Below are 17,322 nucleotides of genomic sequence, written 5' to 3'. Positions count from 1 at the left end.
TTTTTGGGGTTGGCGTTTTGTGTGGTTTTTCCACAAAAACCCCAAGGCGACTCCCCAACTCGACGCGTTTAAAAGGCCAGCAGCACCTTTGAGGACACCGAAGCGTCCGCCGCGACGGTGAACGCCTCCACAGCATCGGCGGCGGGAACCACATGCGTGACGATCCCGTCCGTGCGAAGCGAACCGTCACCCAGCGCATCGAGCACCGCATTGAACTCCCCCGCAAACCGGAACGAGCCAGTGAGCGTAAGCTCCCGCGTAATGGCCGTAGCCATGGGGACCTCAATGTTTCCGGCCCGCTGCAACCCCAACATCACCACAGTCCCGCCTCGCACTGCCGCGGAGATCGCGGCCGTCAGTCCCGGCACAGTACCGCTGGATTCAATGACGACGTCGGCAAAGAGGGCGGCGATCGAGTCACCGTCGCGAGCGTCTAGAGTCCTAGCCCCGAGCTTTTCGGCAATACCGCGCGGCACATCAAAAAGATCCGTGGCAATAACCTCAGCAGCACCGTGTTGAAGTGCAGCGGCGATCACCAACTGCCCAATGGGACCTGCACCAATGACTGCAACGCGCTTGCCACGAATATCCCCTGCGCGCTCAAGGCCATGCCACGCGACGGCGGCCGGTTCGGCGAGCGCGGCCGCTTCCAAAGAAACGCCCTCCGGTACCACATGGAGCATCCTTGCCGGCAGGGCAACCCGCTGCGCGAAGGCACCCTGGGTGTGCGGCAAGTGCATGGCCGAACCCAAGTACGTTGAGGCTGGTGCCAAGTTGGGGCGGTCCTCCGGGTAGGGAGTGACCCCGTCTCCGCACGCTGTGAGTGGGTGAGCCGCAACGCGCGTGCCAACCGCTGGGCCGGATCCATCCGTTGCAGCCTGCAGCACCGTACCGGAGATTTCATGGCCCAGAATCATGGGTTCGCGCAGTATCGAGTCCCCCGCGGCACCGTGTTTCCAGTAGTGCAAGTCGGAGCCGCACACCCCACCAAAGGCGATCTTCACCACCGCTTCATTCGCCGCGGGGACGGGCTCGGGCAGCTGCTCAACCCGCAAATCCCCTGCCGCGTGGGCCACCACACCTAGGTTCTGACTCATGCTCGAATGCTTCCCTTCACCGTGTTGAATTCCGGGCTTAGACAACAGCCGTCATGCCCCCGTCAACGAACAATGTTTGCCCGTTGACGAAGTCACTGGCCGAGCTGGCCAAGAAAACCAAGGCACCCACCAAGTCCTTGGTGTCTCCCCAGCGGGCAGCTGGTGTGCGGCCACGGACCCACTCGGAAAACTCTTCATCTGCCACCAACGCCTTGGTCAGCTCGGTGGCAAAGTAGCCGGGGGCAATAGCATTTGCCTGGATGCCGTGCGGGGCCAGATCCGCGCAGAGCCCCTTGGTCAGCATCACGATGGCACCCTTGGTGGCCGAGTACGGCGCGATTCCGGGTCTGGCAAGCTGGCTTTGAACACTGCCAATCTGGATGATCTTCCCGCTGCCACGCTCCACCATTCCGCGGCTGACGCGCCGGGAAAGGTAGAACGCGCTCGAGAGGTTAGTGGCCAGAAGGTCATCCCAATCCTGGTTGGTGAACTCACCAATCTCGGCCCGGCGTTGGATCCCAGCGTTGTTCACCAAGATGTTCAGGGCACCGTGCTCGGCTTCAATAGCAGCAATACCGGAGTCGACGGCGGCAGGATCGGTGACATCGAACGTGACACTGTGCGCGGGCGAACCGGTGGCCTGCTCAATGTCAGCAGCCGCCTTAGCTGCCTTGCCGGCGTCGCGCCCGTGAACGATCACTGTGGCGCCGGCGGCGGCGAGCCCCTCGGCGAGAGTGCGTCCAATGCCCTGGCTCGAGCCGGTGACCAGCGCAACCTGGCCGGCCAGGCTGAAGGCGTTGATTCCAGGGATACTGCTCATGCGTCGACCTTGATCAGTTGTTGGGTTGAGGCTTCTACGCCGTCCCCCGTTTCATTGCGGGAGACCTTGACTGCATCATCGGTACGGCACAGATCGCGGCGCAATGTTTCCGGCACCAAGAACGTGGAGCAGGTGGTGATGATGGCGAGTGTTGCCATGTATACGGCCAAGAGGATCCAGTTACCGTGGCTGACAGCGATGATGTAGGAGCCGAGGACGCCGGCTAGGCCACCGGCTAGGACTGCTGAGATTTCGCGGGCCATGGCCACACCCAGGTAGCGGTGCTTGTTGCCGAACATTTCCGGGATCATGGCGCACTGCGGGCCGAGCATGGTGTTCACGGCGATGCCGATGCCCACTGCAATCACAATGACAGCCACAATGTGGTTACCCAAGGACAAGAGCCACCAAGCCGGGAAGGAGTACAGGAGCATAAAAACGGCTCCGGCGCGGTACACCGTGCGGCGGCCTACGCGGTCTGAAATAGCTCCGGCGAGTGGCACCGTGAACACGCCAATAAGAGAACCGAGGCTCACTCCCCAAGCCAGCAAGCCCTTGTCCGCGTCCTTACCTACTACGGAAACGAAGAATGCGAGTGAGAGAGTCTGGAACATGTAGGAGCCGCCGTTTTCGGCCATCCGCAGACCGATGCCAACAACAACGCCCGGTAATCCCTTGGTGAAGATTTCCTTCACCGGGCGGTCTTGGATCTGTTCGCTCTTTTCGAGGGCCACAAAGGTGGGCGTTTCACGGAGTTTGGAGCGGATCACGAGCGCCACAATGATCAGCACAAAGGAGAGCATAAACGGAACACGCCAGCCCCAGCTCAGCAGCTGATCCTTGGGGAGCAGGGAGATGAGGCTGAACACCAAACCTGCCAGCAATGTGCCGGCCTGGATACCAATAAACGGCAGGGCTGCGAAGAATCCGCGGCGTTTGACCGGCGCGTATTCGGCCATCAATACAGTGGAACCGGCCTGCTCAGCACCTGCACCGAAGCCCTGGAGTAGGCGAAGGGTGACCAAGAGGACGGGGGCCCAAAGACCTACCGCGTCGTAGGTGGGCAGGAAGCCGATCGCGGTGGAGGCGCCACCCATCAGCAGGATAGTGATGACCAGAACCCATTTGCGGCCGAGCCTGTCACCGAGGCGGCCAAAAACCAACCCGCCAAAGGGCCGTGCCAAAAATCCGACGCCGTACGTGGCGAAGGCGCCAACGGTTGCCATAGCGGGGTCCCCCTGAGGGAAAAACAGCAGGTTAAAAATCAGTGCTGTAGAGAGCCCATAGAGGGCGAAGTCGAAGTATTCGAGGGCGCTGCCGATGCTCGAGGCGAGGGTGGCGCGCTGCAGATTTTTGGCGTAGTCCGGGTCGGAGGCGCCTGGGTTCTGGACCGGTTCCTTCTTGGTCACTGCAATCTCCTTTGATTGGCTGGAACAGCGTTGCCGGCGCAGTGCTCTGCTCCGACTCTGAAGCGACACTATCAACCCTTTGAACTCTGTTCAATACTTTGAACAGATTATTTCTGGCGCGAAGGGTAATACGAGCCCCCGCCGCCGAGCTGGCAGTTAACGCGGGTGTTTCTCGAAAACATCCGCGTTAACTGCCAACTCGGCGGGGCTACTGGGCCGGAGCGAAATGGGCGGACGCAACAAGAAAGGGCGCGATGCCGGTGAATTGGCATCGCGTCCTTTGTGAGTAGAACTACTTGCGCGCGGTAGCCCCCAGCGGGTTGGTCAGCAAGCGCGCCGCCTCGAGCAGCGCCGAAGCAACGCGGTGAACGTGTTCCTTGGTGGCACGTGCCTCTTGGATGGCCACGCCCAGCGCCAGTTGCGGATCCCCGGGAGCCCAGGCTTCCAGCGGCACGGCAACACCAACAAGACCCTGCATGCCTTCGCCAGGATCCAAGGTCCACCCGCGTTCGCGCGCCACAGCAAGCCGCCCCAACAGCTCCGGAAGGTCCTTCACACCGTGCGGGGAGGTGCGCGGGAACGGAACCTGGTTGGCCATAATTTCAGTCACTTGCGCATCGTCAAGCATCATCAGCAGCGCGTTGCCCGTGGCACTGAAGGCCGCGTGAATGCGGGAGCCTAGCGGCGTACCAAAGCGCACCGTGCGGGAACCCTCGTGACGTGCTAAGTACAGCGCGTCGTGATCGTCCAGCATGGCAACCTGCACCACCTCATGCCGCAGCACAGGTGAAGCCTCGCACACCGAGTAGAACTCGCGGATCTGGTTGAACTGCGCCGCGTAAGCTCCGCCAAGTTCCGCGTTCCGGCGGCCCAGTTGGTACCCGGTAGGCACCCGCTGGATCATACCGCCCTCTTCAAGTGCAAGGCACAGATTCATGGTTGAGGACTTGGCGAGCCCTAACGCCGTCGCAATTTCCGTTAGTGTCAGCGGGCCAGCTGCGGCTGCCAGAATGCCTAAAATTTTGAGGCTTCGGCTCACTGCCGGTGCCGGATCGCGCGTGGTGCGCTCTTCGACGTCGGCTCCCGTGGACTCAGGCATGGACGCTCTCCCTCGCTTTATGCTCATTGACTGCGGGGTCCTAGTAGAACTCCACAGTGTTGACCACATTACGCAATGGTTTGCCATCCAGCAGACGGCCAGCGTTGTCAGCGAAGAGCCGAGCAATACGTTCTTCTTCTTTGGAACTAAGCGCGGCGGTGTGCGGGCTGACCAATACATCATCCCGGCTCCACAGGGGCGACTCGGCAGGCAGTGGCTCAACTTCAAAAACATCAAGAGCGGCAAAGGACACCCGGCCGCTGTCCAGGGCCACGAGCAGCGCCTCTTCGTCGATCACCGTGCCACGGCCAACATTTGCCACAATCGCGCCTGGTTTGATGTTGCCAAGCACCTCTGCGCCCACCAGGTGATGCGTCTGCTCGGTCCCAGGTAGGGTCACCACCAGCGCATCGGCTTCAGCAGCAGCCGTGGCCAGCTCCTCAACCGGAATCAGCCGGTCAACACCTTCCACCGGCTCACCACTGCGCGTGGTTCCCCACACCGTGGCACCAAGCGCTTTGAAGCGGCGGGCACACTCAGCACCGATTCCGCCGAGGCCAACCACCAGGACTGTCATCTCATCGAGCTGTTTCATTTCCCAGCGGTCGGTCCATTCCTTGGCGCGCTGCTGTGCCAGGAGACGTGGCAGAGACTTAGCGCCAGCGAGGACGCCGAAAAGGGCGAATTCGGCGAGCGTCCCACCATGGACACCGGCCGACGTCGTAAACGCCACGCGCTCTAGCGCTTCAGCGCCCAGCCCGGCCGCCTTTACTTGACCGCCACCACCCGCAGCCGTGGTGTGGACCCAGCGGAGCTTAGGATTCGCAGCAACGGTGCGGGCGAGGGCAGCAGGTTCAACGTCGGGGATGCCAAAAAGGAAGTCTGCCGAGTCAACCAAGGACTCGAAGGTTTCCTGCTGTTGAGGCGTCCGGTGATGTTCAGGATCGCCGGACCAGTCCGCCGCCCCACGCATAGGGTGGTAGAGGCTGTGATCGCGGATGACTTCCAGGCGCGGTTCCAAAGTTTCAATGATTTGGCAGAGCTCTTCGGTGAGCGGTACTGCGACGACGGCGCGTGCTTTGGCAGACATGGGTTCCCCTTCTTTGCGGCTGTCTTGGGCCCACCTTCGGAACTGCACGCTGTTGCGCTGCAGCCAAAACGAAGTTGAGCAACTTCTCCAAGCCTAGCCGGAATTCAATATATTGAACACTGTTCCAAATATTGTCTTTGATCTAGTCTGGTTATATGACCAATTCAGCACTTGGAATGATCGGCTTGGGCGCAATGGGTGCCCCCATGGCCCACCACCTGCTCGCAAAGCACGGGACCCTGACCATCACCGGACGACGCCCGCAGCCGGAACTCGTGAACTCCGGCGCCACCTGGGTCAACACCGCACGCGAACTTGCCGCCAACGTTGACGCAGTACTGCTTATGTTGCCAGATCTCCCCCAGCTCGAGGAAGTGCTGTCCGGAGAACAGGGCTTATTGGCTGGCGTAAGAGACACCGGACTGTTGTTGATGATCGGCTCCACAAGCTCCGCCACTGGCGTCCGGGAACTTGCCGAGCGCCTCGCTACGGAGACCAACGGCTTGGTTCGTGTGGTGGACTGTCCAGTTTCCGGCGGCGAAGATGGGGCTAACGCCGGAACCCTTTCGGTGATGGTCGGCGGAGAAAAGGACGACGCCGACCTTGCCGCCACGCTGCTTGCACCATGCGGAAACCCGGTCCACCTAGGCCCACTCGGCGCCGGGCAAGTAGCCAAAGCTTGCAATCAAATGGTGGTCTCGGCAACGATCCTGGCTCTGGGTGAAGCCACGGTTCTGGCCGACCGCTCCGGGATTGACCTCGAAAAAATGTGGGACCTGCTCTCTGGCGGCTACGCGGGCTCGCGCCTCTTGGACTCCCGCAAGGACAAACTGGTCAGCGGTGACGATTCGCCGTCCGGCATGGCCAAATACATGGTCAAAGACCTCGCCTCCGCGGCCGAGATTGCCGAGGCCACGGGCACCAACACGGCCCTGCTGCCCACCCTGCGCGCGGCGTTTGATGAGATCGTGGCGTCCGGGCTGGGCGATCAGGACATCGCCGTGAGCCGCCGCTTCGTCGCGGAGCGCTAGTCACGGCGGACTGTCATTCGCTGCCTGTCCGGAATTCCGGACAGGCAGCGAACCCAGACTCTAGCTTTTGACGCGGCTCTGCGCTGAGCTAGAAGTATGGAACTTTCCGCGCCCACAGTAGACACTCCCCCGCAGCCATGGACTGGCCGCTTCGACGGCGACACCCCCGAGCATCGCCGCTGGTGGCAGGCCGTTGAGCCGCTGGCTTCTGCAGTAGATAACGCGCCGGGCCGCCCCGCCGTGCTCTTGGGCTTTGCGTCCGACGCCGGTGTGGCCAGGAACAAGGGCCGCGTGGGTGCCGCGAAGGGACCGGCCGCCATTCGCACCGCGTTGGGGCCACTCGCCTTCCACTTAGACCGGATGGTTTTCGATGCCGGTGACGTCACCGTTGAGGGTGACAAGCTGGAACCCGGTCAGGAGCGCCTTGGCTCGGCCGTTACGCCGTTGATTGATGCGGGGGCACTGACAGTGGTGCTGGGCGGCGGGCATGAGACCGCTTTTGCCAGCTACCTTGGCGTTGCTCAAAGCCACGCCGTTCAGGATGGTCTACGCCTTGGTGTTTTGAACCTTGACGCGCACTTTGATCTGCGCAGCTACGACCCCGCCCATGGTGGGACCCGCAGCTCGGGTACGCCGTTCCTCCAGATGGCCCACGCGGAAGCCGCCGAGGGACGCAAACTCAACTACGCCGTCGTCGGTATTTCTGAGCCGAATAACACCCGCGCCCTTTTTGAGACGGCTGAGGAATTAGACGTTAAATTCCTGCTGGACGAAGACTGCAGCCCTGCGGCCACGGAAGAATTTGTGGCAGCATTTTTGGCCGGAATTGACGTGCTCTATCTGACCATTGACCTGGACGTTTTGCCGGCCGCAGTGGCCCCTGGTGTTAGCGCACCGGCCGCTTATGGCGTCCCGCTGGAGATCATTTCCGCGATCTGCAAACAAGTGGCAGCGAGCGGAAAGCTCCTGCACTTTGATGTGGCCGAGCTGAATCCGGCATTTGATGTAGACAGCCGGACGGCCAAAGTGGCTGCCCGGCTGGTCAATACCCTGCTCCGTTAAAAGCGTCACCCCTAAACGGACAATTCACCCCATCATTTTGCGGGGAATTGTCCGTTTAGGGGTGAAGGGTCAGTTCAGAAGTCCGACGGCGGACTCGGCTGCCACTTTTACCTCACCAGTGAGCAACAGTTCGTAAGCCGCTTCGAGTTCCGGAGACAGGAACCTGTCCACGCCCGGCCCGTCCACCGACGCGCGAAGTACCTCAAGCACTGCCGCGCCGGCAGGGCCTGGGGTGAGTTCGCCGTCGGACAATTGCGTGCGAATGTCGATGGCACGCGTAGACGTCACCAGCTCAATGGCCAACACACGACGCAAGTTCTCTACAGCACGGCGAAGCTTCCGGGCTGCGTGCCAACCCATTGATACATGGTCTTCCTGCATTGCGGAGCTGGGGATCGAGTCCACCGACGCGGGAACGGCGAGGCGCTTGTTGTCTGAGACCAAACCGGCCTGCGTGTACTGGGCGATCATCAGGCCCGAGTCCACACCCGGATCCCCGGCCAAGAACGCCGGCAGTCCATGCGAGCGGGCAGGGTCCAGCATGCGGTCGGTGCGGCGCTCGGCAATTGAGGATAGGTCCGCCACGGCAATGGCCAAGAAGTCTAGGACGTAGGCCACGGGGGCGCCGTGGAAATTACCGTTTGAGGACACCCGGCCGTCTTCAAGGACCACAGGGTTGTCGATTGCTGCGGCCAGTTCCCGAGTAGCCACCATCTCGGCGTGGGCAACGGTGTCCCGCACGGCGCCAGCAACTTGGGGGGCGCAACGCAGCGAGTAGGCGTCCTGAACTCGCGAATCCCCCACCTTGTGCGAGGCAACAATTGGCGAATCGGAGAGCACGCGCAGCATGTTCTCGGCACTTGCGGCCTGGCCCGGGTGCGGGCGCAGTGCGGCATGCAACTCAGGCAAAAACACCTGATCAGTGCCCAGCAGCGCCTCAACACTCAACGCGGCGGTGATGTCAGCGGTGGTGAGCAATTCACGAATGTCCGCGAGCGCCATAAACAACATTCCCAACATGCCGTCGGTGCCGTTGATGAGTGCGAGGCCTTCCTTTTCGGCGAGGGTCACCGGCTGAATACCGTGGGCTGCCAGAAGCTCAGCAACTGGTGACTCGCCGCGTCCACCGTACGTGACGCCGTCGGGCCCTTCCGCCTGACCTTCACCCATAAGCACCATGGCGCAGTGTGAAAGCGGCGCCAGGTCACCGGAGCAACCGAGCGAGCCGAACTCACGGACTACCGGGGTGATGCCTGCGTTCAGGACGTCAATCATGGTTTGCAGGACCACCGGGCGGACACCCGTGCGGCCGGATGCGAGAGTTTTGGCGCGCAAGAACATCAGTGCACGTACTACTTCGCGCTCTACGGCCGGGCCCATACCCGCTGCGTGGCTGCGGATCAGCGACTTCTGCAGCTGGGTGCGCTGCTCGGTGGGGATGTGCCGGTTGGCGAGTGCCCCAAAACCGGTGGAAATGCCATAGGCGGGAGTGTCACTGTGCGCGAGGGAGTCGATGTGCGCGCGGACGCGGGCAACATTCTTCAAAGCCTCCTCAGAGATGGTGATGTGCGCATTGTGACGCGCAACGGCGAGGACATCTGCAGCCGTGACTCCGCTCGATCCGAGGGTGACGGTGAGTTGGTTTTTGGTAACAGTCATGGCTAGTTGCCTTCCATCATGGGGATGCGGACGCCACGTTCTTTGGCGACCTCGACGGCGCGGTCATAGCCGGCGTCTACGTGGCGGATGACTCCCATTCCGGGGTCATTGGTGAGCAGGCGCTCAAGTTTTTGGGCTGCAAGGTCGGTTCCATCGGCTACCGAGACCTGTCCTGCGTGTATGGACCGGCCAATCCCCACACCACCTCCGTGGTGCAGCGAAACCCAGGTGGCACCCGAGGCCGTGTTCAGTAAAGCGTTGAGCATGGGCCAGTCAGCGATCGCATCTGAACCGTCCGCCATGGCCTCGGTCTCGCGGTAGGGGGAAGCTACCGAGCCGGAGTCCAAGTGGTCGCGGCCAATCACGATCGGGGCTTTGACCTTGCCGTCCTTGACTAACTGGTTGAACATGAGGCCAGCCTTAGCGCGCTCACCGTATCCCAACCAGCAAATACGTGCCGGTAGGCCCTCAAATTCAACGCGCTCAGCTGCGGCATCAAGCCACTTGTGGAGGTGTTTGTTCTCCGGGAAGAGCTCTTTGATGGCCGCGTCAGTGACTGCGATATCCTCAGGATCTCCGGAGAGTGCCACCCAGCGGAACGGGCCCAAACCTTCGCAGAACAGGGGGCGAATGTAGGCCGGGACAAAGCCTGGGAATTCGAAGGCGCGGTCGTAGCCGCCCTTGCGTGCTTCGTCACGGATGGAGTTTCCGTAGTCAAAGACTTCGGCGCCAGCGTCCTGGAAATCAACCATCGCTTCAACGTGGCGGGCCATGGAGCTTTGCGCTTTTTTGGTGAACGTTTCCGGGTCCGCAGCTGCCTCGGACTGCCATTCGTCAACGGTGATGCCCTCAGGGAGGTAGCTGAGTGGATCGTGCGCGGAGGTCTGGTCGGTCACAATGTCCACGGTGATCTCGCCGGCTTTGTGGCGGCGGAGCAGTTCCGGGAACACCTCGGCGGCGTTGCCAACGTAGCCAACGGACCAGCCGCGGCCCTCGTTTTTGGCTGCCTGGACCTTGGCGATGGCGGTGTCCAGATCGGTCTCAACCTCATCCAGGTAGCGCTTGCCAACTCGGCGGCGCAGGCGGGATTCATCCACGTCCACAATCAGGCACGCGCCGTCGTTGAGGCTGACGGCGAGCGGCTGCGCGCCACCCATTCCGCCACAACCGCCGGTTAGGGTCAGGGTTCCGGCCAAGGGACCAGCGTTGGGATCGGCTGGGGTGGGGATGCGGCCGGCCTCACGCAATTTACGTCCGACGGCGGCAAAGGTTTCGTAAGTGCCCTGCAAAATGCCTTGGGTGCCAATGTAGATCCACGAACCGGCTGTCATCTGGCCGTACATCATCAGACCCTCGGCTTCGAGGCGGCGGAATTCGGGCCAGTTGGCCCAGTCGCCCACCAGGTTGGAGTTGGCCAGCAGTACACGTGGGGCCCATTCGTTGGTCCGGAACACGCCTACGGGTTTGCCGGACTGAACCAGAAGTGTCTCGTCAGCTTCCATGGATTCGAGAGTGCGAGTGATGGCGTCAAAGGCGGCCCATGAGCGGACGGCCCGGCCGGTGCCACCGTAGACCACAAGTTCTTCGGGGCGCTCGGCAACTTCTGGGTCCAGGTTGTTCATCAGCATGCGCAGCGGCGCTTCGGTCTGCCAGCTCTTTGCTGTGAGTGTGGTGCCGCGGGGTGCCTTGACCGGACGGGTACCAGTGGTGAAATCGGCGGGTGCCATGATCGGGCTCCTTGCATGAATGGAATGTGGTTGCTTCCAGTCAAGCGTGCCTGTGACTGCGGTAACAGTGAGTTTTACGCCATGGTGTCCGGTATTTCAGACTTACCTCTCAGGATCCGCTAAAACTCGAGCTCATCCGCGGTGACGGTCATCGCCGTCCGGCCCGGCGCAGACTGCCAACTCCAGTACAAGTTGGTGTGCGCAATAACTTCCGCCGGCTTGGGCGCACCCCATTCAGAGAGATCCTCGGTGGTGTGTGCATCACTGACCAGCGTGACGTCATAGCCGCGTGTGAACGCCCCGTGAATGGTTGATCGAATACACGCATCCGTTTGCGCACCGGAAACCACCAAAGTCCCCACACCTTTGGCTCGCAAAACGTCCTCAAGGTTGGTGGCTTCAAAGGAATCACCGTGCAATTTGTGCACCAGCTCTTCGTCATCCCGGCGAGACAACTCGGGAACGTACTCCCACTGCGGACTGTTCAGCGGCAGTTCCTCGGAGCTGTGCTGCACCCAGATCACAGGATTTCCGGCCTCGCGTGCCCGGTCCACCAACACCGCAATACGGCCAATGATCTCATCCCGATCATGGGAGCCGTCCATCACCCCGTTCTGGACGTCGATCACCAAAAGTGCAGTATTTTCCCGGCCCGAAAGTGTGCTCATACCCCCACAATAGGCCTCTAAGCGCGCCGCCCATAGAGGCGAACCGAAAGCTCATCGGCGACCTTTTGTACTTTAGCTGCCACCGGCTCCCACAACTCCGGCGCGAACTTTTCTTCAAGGAACGTCACAGCCACTGCCGCCGTCGGCCATCCCACATGATCGGTGACCACCGCTGCAATCGACCCAAACCCGGGTGTCACTTCGCCGTGTTCGGTGGCGTAACCGCGTTGCCGGACAGTGTCTAGGTGCGCGGAAAGCGCGCTGTACTTGGTGATGGCGCCAGGAACTTCGTGACGTTCCGTAAACGCTTCAGCGCTTGGGTACAGCGCCCTGACCTGCGACTTTGGCAAGGCTGCCAGAATGGCGCGGCCGCTCGCGGTGAGGTGACTGGGGAGCCGCACGCCGACGTCGGTCACTAGCGAAGGCCGGTTTTTGGCGCGTTCTTCAACGATGTAAAGCACGTCCCGTCCGTGCAAAACGGCAAGGTGCGCGCTCTCGCCAATCCCATCCACCAGCCCCGCCAGTAGCGGCCGGCCCAAACGTGAGAGCGGCTCTTGACGCGAATACGCGGAGCTCAACTCGAAAGCGCCGATCCCCAGCCCGTAGCGCCGCTCCTCATGCAGGTGCAGAACAAAGCCGTTTTCCTCCATCACTGCCAAGAGGTGATAGACGCTTGAGCGCGGAATGCCCAGGGTGGTGGCAATGCTCGACGCCGCCATGGGCCCGCGCCTTGAGGCCAACAATTTGAGGATGCGCAGGGTGTTCTCGGCAGCTGGGACTTTCGTCGCGGCTTTTACGGTTTTTGCCGTTTTGGTGCCAGCTGCAGAACCCGGGAGCGTGCTGGGTGGCGGTGATGTTGTCATGGTCCCTCATTGTGCGCATGGATTGCTGCACAAGACTAGCCCACACCACCGCCGCCAACAGTTAGTTGCAGCCGGTTGGTTCCCCCAAATCCAGCTAGCTACTTGGCTGACCAGCCGCCGTCGATCGTGTAACTGGCGCCTGTCACCATCGCGGCAGTATCACTCGCCAACCAGGTAACTAGCGCCGCCACCTCTTCCGGCTCCACCAAACGTTTGATGGCCGATTCAGTGAGCATCACTTGAGCCAAGACTTCAGACTCGGGAATCCCGTGCACCGCAGCCTGGTCCACAATCTGCTTCTCCACCAGCGGGGTGCGCACGTACCCGGGGTTCACGCAGTTTGAGGTGACCCCATGTTCCCCGCCCTCCAGTGCCGTCGCTTTGCTCAGCCCTTCCAGGCCGTGCTTGGCGGAGACATACGCACTTTTGAACGGGGAAGCACGCAGCCCGTGCACGGATGACACGTTGATAATCCGGCCGAATCCCTTGGCATACATGTGTGGCAGCGCTGCGCGGATCAGCAGGAACGGCGCCTCAAGCATCAACCGGTGGATTCTGCGGAAGTCCTCTGGAACAAAGTCCTGAATGGGTGCCACTTTTTGGATGCCGGCGTTGTTGACCAGGATGTCGCAATCCAGCTCCAGCCCTTCCAACGCGGCTGTGTCCAACAAGTCCACAGCCCAAGCGGTACCGCCAATCTCCTCTGCGATGGCCGTGGCCGCTGCCTCGTCTAAATCGGCAACAACAACCTTGGCTCCCGCCGCGGCCAGGGCACGGGCACATGCTGCCCCAATGCCACTGGCCCCGCCGGTAACTAGAGCTTTGCGCCCTTCCAAAGTGGCTCCTTCACTCATGAGTGACGTCCCACCGCACCAGCCACGCTGGAAGGGATCGGTAGCCCGTGACGTTCCGCATCGGCGTCGTCAATGTCCCGCAGAGACACACCACGTGTCTCCTTCAAGGTGAGCACCACCGCTGCAGTAATAATGCAGGCGATCACCAAGTAGATGGCCGTGGGCACCCAGGAGTGCGTGTCCTTGAGCCACTGGGTTGCGAACAGTGGCGCCAAGGAACCGGCGAAGATGGAGGTGACCTGTGAGCCGAGCGAGACGCCCGAGTAACGCATCCGGGTGGGGAAGAGCTCGGACATGATGGCTGGCTGACCGGCGTACATAAATGCGTGGAAAATTAGGCCAATCGTCACACCAAGAACAATGATCACTGCATTTTTGGTGTCGAACATGGGGAAGGCAATAAACGGCCAAATAGCCCCAGTGACTGCACCAATCAGGTACACCGGCTTCCGGCCCCACGAATCGGCCAGACGGCCCACTTGCGGGATCACCAAGAAGTGGATCACGTGGGCAATCAGCAAGGCCAGCAGGAGCTGAGAGGTGTCATATTTGTGGACGGTCTTGAGGTAAACCACCACAAAGCTGACCACCAGGTAATACATAATGTTCTCGGCAAAACGAAGACCCATGGCCTGGAAAACACCCTTGGGGTACTTACGCAATACTTCGCCAACGCCGTAGCTGATCGCCTTTTCCGATTCGACCTGAGCCTTGGCCTCGAGGAAGATCGGTGCCTCGGTGACGTGGGTGCGGATGTAGTAACCCACAAAAACGATCACCGCGGAAAGCCAGAATGCTACGCGCCATCCCCAGCCGAGGAAGGCCTCGCTGCTCAGCATGGTGGACATAATGAACAACACCAAGGTGGCTAGGAGGTTGCCTACGGGAACAGCAGCCTGAGGCCAGCTGGACCAGAACGCGCGTGACTTGTTGGGGCTGTGCTCGGCTACCAGAAGAACCGCACCGCCCCATTCGCCGCCGAGCGCAAAGCCCTGAATAAAGCGCAGCGCCACCAGCATGGCCGGGGCCCAGTAGCCTGCCTGCGCAAAGCCGGGCAGGCAACCCATCAAGAAGGTGGATGCGCCGATGATCACAATGGTGAGTTGGAGGGTGGGTTTGCGGCCCAGCTTGTCGCCAATCTGGCCAAACACAATGCCACCGAGCGGGCGCGCCACAAAGCCGACGGCGTAGGTGAGGAAGGCGCTAATAATACCGTCCAGCTCGTTGCCGGTTGCCGGGAAAAAGTACTTACCAAAAACTAGGGTTGCGGCAGTGGCGTACAGGAAGAATTCGTACCACTCCACCACGGTGCCCACCATCGAGGCTGCAACAACTTTTTTGAGGCCGGGTTCGTGGCCGTTCTCTGCTGCGCCTGCCGTAGCGGCACTGGAGCGCTGATTGACGCCCATGTTTAACTCCTTCGGTGTCCTCATTGACACAAGTCCGGGCCCACTGTGAGCCGCGACACAAATAGCTCCCATGAGTATTCCCGCAGAATGACGGCGGTTCAATGGTCAATTCAGCACTCTCTATGTGCAAAATTGCAGATATGAACGCGAATCCCGATGACCTTTTGGTCCTGCTTGAAGTTTCCCGGAGCGGAAAGTTCACCACAGCCGCACGCACCTTGGGCCTCAACCACACCACAGTGTCCCGGCGAATCGCAGCCTTGGAGAAGTCACTCGGTGGCCGCGTTCTAGCTCGCGCGGCAGGTGGTTGGGAGCTGACTGAGCGCGGGGCTACGGCCGTTGCCGTGGCAGAACAGGTGGAAGCCGCCGTGCGCTCGCTTGGGGACGACGCCGGCGGCGGAACTACCGCGGACCCTGTCACCGGAGTGGTGCGTATGACAGCTACGGACGGCTTTAGCGCCTACATTGCGGCCCCGGCGGTGGCTCGATTGCGCCGCGATCATCCCGGCTTGTCAGTGGAACTGGTGACGGTGACCCGGCGGGCGCTGCAACAACGCAGCGGGCTGGACATTGAAGTGGTGGTGGGTGAACCGCAAGTACACCGAGCGGAAGCAATCCGCTTGGGCGAATATGTTTTGGGTATGTACGCTTCCGGGGATTATTTGTCCGAGCATGGAATTCCCGCCAGCGTCAAAGAAATTTCTGAGCACCAATTGGTTTATTTTGTGGATTCTATGCTGCAGGTAGATGATCTTGACGCACCCAGGCGTTTAGTTCCGGAAATGCGGGACAGCCTGACGTCAACAAATGTTTTTGTGCATGTTGAGGCCACCAGGGCTGGCGCTGGGATCGGGTTTTTGCCGTGTTTTATGGCCGATAGGCACCACGATCTAGTGCGGCTGCTTCCGGAGAAATTCCATGAGAAGCTTCCGTACTGGATGGTGTTGCGGCCAGATTCCATGCGCAGGCCAGCCGTTGCCGCTGTGGCGACTGCACTCCGGGAGGAGACAGCAGCTCACCACAATGAACTGGCCGGCCAGCGTTTGGACTAGTGGTGGTTAGCGCGGGCTCTTGCGCGGCTTAACGGGCTCTCCGTGGTTCGTGGTGAAACGGGTTCCGTGTCTTGAAAGCTGAAGGGCTCGTAGCCCTGCTGTGATGGATGTTCTCTACGCATTCATCAAGAGTCAGGAGCTACGAGCCTTGATCGAGCCTACTTCCCCGCGCCCCGATGCTGCCACCGCCATTTTCAACCTGCCCGACTACCGCGTCACAGACACTGAGATCCTCACTTTCGGGCAGCGACGGGTCAGCGTTGAAGCCACTGCCGAGTCCGGCTGCCCATCCTGTGGTGTGATCAGCACCCGCGTGCATTCCCGCCGCCCACAACGTCTGCGCGACATCCCTGTCGCCGGCCCAGTCGAAGTGATCTGGGCCAAGCGGAGATTCTTCTGCGATGAGTACCTTTGCCCGCGGCGGACATTCGCCGAGGAGACCGCCCAGGTCCCGCGCCGCGCTCGGTCCACCCGCCGGCTCCGCGATGCCCTCGTGGCCGCCGTCATTGGATCCGGAAGGGCCGCCGCGGAAGCGGCCTCCTCGTTCGGTGTCTCATGGTGGCTGGTCCAGCGGGCTCTGGATTCCGCGGCGCTGACCCTGCCTGATGTTGATGCCCTGGCACCCCGGATGCTCGGCATCGATGAACACCGCTACCGTTCCGTGCGGTTCTTCCGCGACCCTTCCACCAAGGCCTGGAAACGCTACGAACCCTGGATGACGACCATTGTTGATCTGGACACCGGCCAGGTGCTCGGGATCGTGGACGGCCGCGACAGTGAGGGCGTCGGAGAATGGCTGTTCGCCCGCCCGCTTCAGTGGCGTCTGGGCGTGCAGGTCGTCGCGATCGACCCTTCCGCCGCGTTCCGCAAGGCCCTGCGGATGTGGCTCCCTCGCACCGCGGTCTCGGTCGATGCGTTCCACCTCGTCAAGCTCGGCAACGACATGCTCACCGAGGTCCGGCAACGTCTCACCCAGCAGGTCCATGGCCGGCGGGGACGTTCCATCGACCCGGTCTGGGCCAACCGGCGCCTGCTCCTGCGCGCCGGGGAATCACTCTCTGACCGGGCCCGGAACAGGCTCAGCACCGTGTTCGCAACCGACGACGCCACCGGAAAATTGCAGGCCGCATGGCTGGTCAAAGAGCAGCTCCGGACGCTGCTCGCCACCGGATCCCTTGCCGACGCGGCCGCCGCGAAAGAGCGCCTGCAGGCCCTGGTCGAACGCGCCGCTCAGCCGGAAACGAACCGGCTCTGGCGCACGGTCTGCCGGTGGTGGCAAGAGATTGAAGTCCTCATTGTCACCGGCGCGACAACGGCGAAAGTGGAAGCTAACAACACCGCGATCAAGCACATAAAAAGGACAGGCCGCGGATTCACCAACGCACGCAACTACAAAACGCGTATTCTGTTGCGCAGTGCCGCCAGAACAGCGGCATGAACATTCACCACGGCAGAACATTCACCACGAACCGTGAAGAGCCG

General features: G+C 61.4%; 15 protein-coding genes. 4 read left to right on the top strand and 11 right to left on the bottom strand.

Annotation, left to right across the window (positions count from 1 at the left end; translation table 11 throughout):
- Nucleotides 1–68 precede the first annotated feature (68 nt).
- From ACQR35_RS08690 to ACQR35_RS08670, 5 genes are all read right to left on the bottom strand, one after another.
- Entirely contained in the window at nt 69–1,097 is a 1,029-nt protein-coding gene (locus tag ACQR35_RS08690) for an alcohol dehydrogenase catalytic domain-containing protein (RefSeq protein WP_430267320.1), read from the bottom strand.
- A gap of 37 nt (nt 1,098–1,134) precedes the next feature.
- The gene (locus ACQR35_RS08685) at nt 1,135–1,917 is read right to left on the bottom strand and encodes an SDR family oxidoreductase (protein ID WP_430267319.1); all 783 of its coding nucleotides are present in this window, start codon (nt 1,915–1,917) and stop codon (nt 1,135–1,137) included.
- Nucleotides 1,914–3,326, bottom strand: coding sequence for an MFS transporter (locus tag ACQR35_RS08680; protein WP_430267318.1), 1,413 nt, complete (start codon nt 3,324–3,326; stop codon nt 1,914–1,916). Before ACQR35_RS08680 ends, ACQR35_RS08685 begins: the two co-directional genes overlap by 4 nt.
- Before the next feature lie 292 nt (nt 3,327–3,618).
- Nucleotides 3,619–4,425 carry an IclR family transcriptional regulator gene (locus ACQR35_RS08675; RefSeq protein ID WP_430269803.1) on the bottom strand — a complete coding sequence of 269 codons (807 nt, stop codon included), beginning with the start codon at nt 4,423–4,425 and terminating at the stop codon, nt 3,619–3,621.
- Nucleotides 4,426–4,465: 40 nt separating this feature from the next.
- On the bottom strand, nt 4,466–5,515 hold the full coding sequence (locus tag ACQR35_RS08670; protein WP_430267316.1) for a D-2-hydroxyacid dehydrogenase: 1,050 nt from the start codon (nt 5,513–5,515) through the stop codon (nt 4,466–4,468).
- A gap of 155 nt (nt 5,516–5,670) precedes the next feature.
- Here ACQR35_RS08670 and ACQR35_RS08665 point away from each other — a divergent pair, with 155 nt between their 5' ends.
- Nucleotides 5,671–6,546 carry an NAD(P)-dependent oxidoreductase gene (locus ACQR35_RS08665; protein ID WP_430269802.1) on the top strand — a complete coding sequence of 292 codons (876 nt, stop codon included), beginning with the start codon at nt 5,671–5,673 and terminating at the stop codon, nt 6,544–6,546.
- Nucleotides 6,547–6,642: 96 nt separating this feature from the next.
- Nucleotides 6,643–7,608 (top strand): formimidoylglutamase, encoded by a 966-nt coding sequence (hutG, locus tag ACQR35_RS08660; protein WP_430269801.1) that lies wholly within the window; start codon nt 6,643–6,645, stop codon nt 7,606–7,608.
- A 69-nt stretch (nt 7,609–7,677) separates the two neighbouring features.
- Here hutG and hutH read toward each other — a convergent pair whose 3' ends face one another.
- From hutH to ACQR35_RS08630, 6 genes are all read right to left on the bottom strand, one after another.
- Complete coding sequence (gene hutH, locus ACQR35_RS08655) at nt 7,678–9,267, bottom strand: histidine ammonia-lyase (protein ID WP_430269800.1); 1,590 nt, start codon at nt 9,265–9,267, stop codon at nt 7,678–7,680.
- A 2-nt stretch (nt 9,268–9,269) separates the two neighbouring features.
- On the bottom strand, nt 9,270–10,994 hold the full coding sequence (locus ACQR35_RS08650; RefSeq protein WP_430269799.1) for a urocanate hydratase: 1,725 nt from the start codon (nt 10,992–10,994) through the stop codon (nt 9,270–9,272).
- Nucleotides 10,995–11,113: 119 nt separating this feature from the next.
- Nucleotides 11,114–11,662: a cysteine hydrolase family protein gene (locus ACQR35_RS08645; RefSeq protein ID WP_430267311.1), complete on the bottom strand. Its 549-nt coding sequence runs from the start codon at nt 11,660–11,662 to the stop codon at nt 11,114–11,116.
- 17 nt (nt 11,663–11,679) lie between these two features.
- On the bottom strand, nt 11,680–12,525 hold the full coding sequence (locus ACQR35_RS08640) for an IclR family transcriptional regulator (protein ID WP_430267310.1): 846 nt from the start codon (nt 12,523–12,525) through the stop codon (nt 11,680–11,682).
- 98 nt (nt 12,526–12,623) lie between these two features.
- A complete protein-coding gene (locus tag ACQR35_RS08635; RefSeq protein ID WP_430267309.1) occupies nt 12,624–13,379 on the bottom strand; it encodes a 3-hydroxybutyrate dehydrogenase in 756 nt (251 codons plus the stop codon).
- Nucleotides 13,376–14,788: an MFS transporter gene (locus tag ACQR35_RS08630; RefSeq protein ID WP_430269798.1), complete on the bottom strand. Its 1,413-nt coding sequence runs from the start codon at nt 14,786–14,788 to the stop codon at nt 13,376–13,378. The genes ACQR35_RS08635 and ACQR35_RS08630 overlap by 4 nt, the downstream gene beginning before the upstream one ends.
- Nucleotides 14,789–14,928: 140 nt before the next feature.
- Between ACQR35_RS08630 and ACQR35_RS08625 the strand changes: the two genes are divergently transcribed.
- Nucleotides 14,929–15,840, top strand: coding sequence for a LysR family transcriptional regulator (locus ACQR35_RS08625; protein ID WP_430269797.1), 912 nt, complete (start codon nt 14,929–14,931; stop codon nt 15,838–15,840).
- A gap of 148 nt (nt 15,841–15,988) precedes the next feature.
- Nucleotides 15,989–17,278 (top strand): ISL3 family transposase, encoded by a 1,290-nt coding sequence (locus tag ACQR35_RS08620; protein ID WP_430268232.1) that lies wholly within the window; start codon nt 15,989–15,991, stop codon nt 17,276–17,278.
- Nucleotides 17,279–17,322: the final 44 nt, after the last annotated feature.

The organism is Pseudarthrobacter sp. J1738 (genome assembly GCF_050490315.1).
Taxonomy (GTDB): domain Bacteria; phylum Actinomycetota; class Actinomycetes; order Actinomycetales; family Micrococcaceae; genus JBNPEO01.
Note: the sequence above shows the minus strand (reverse complement) of the source record. Positions and strands in the feature narration are given on the sequence as shown.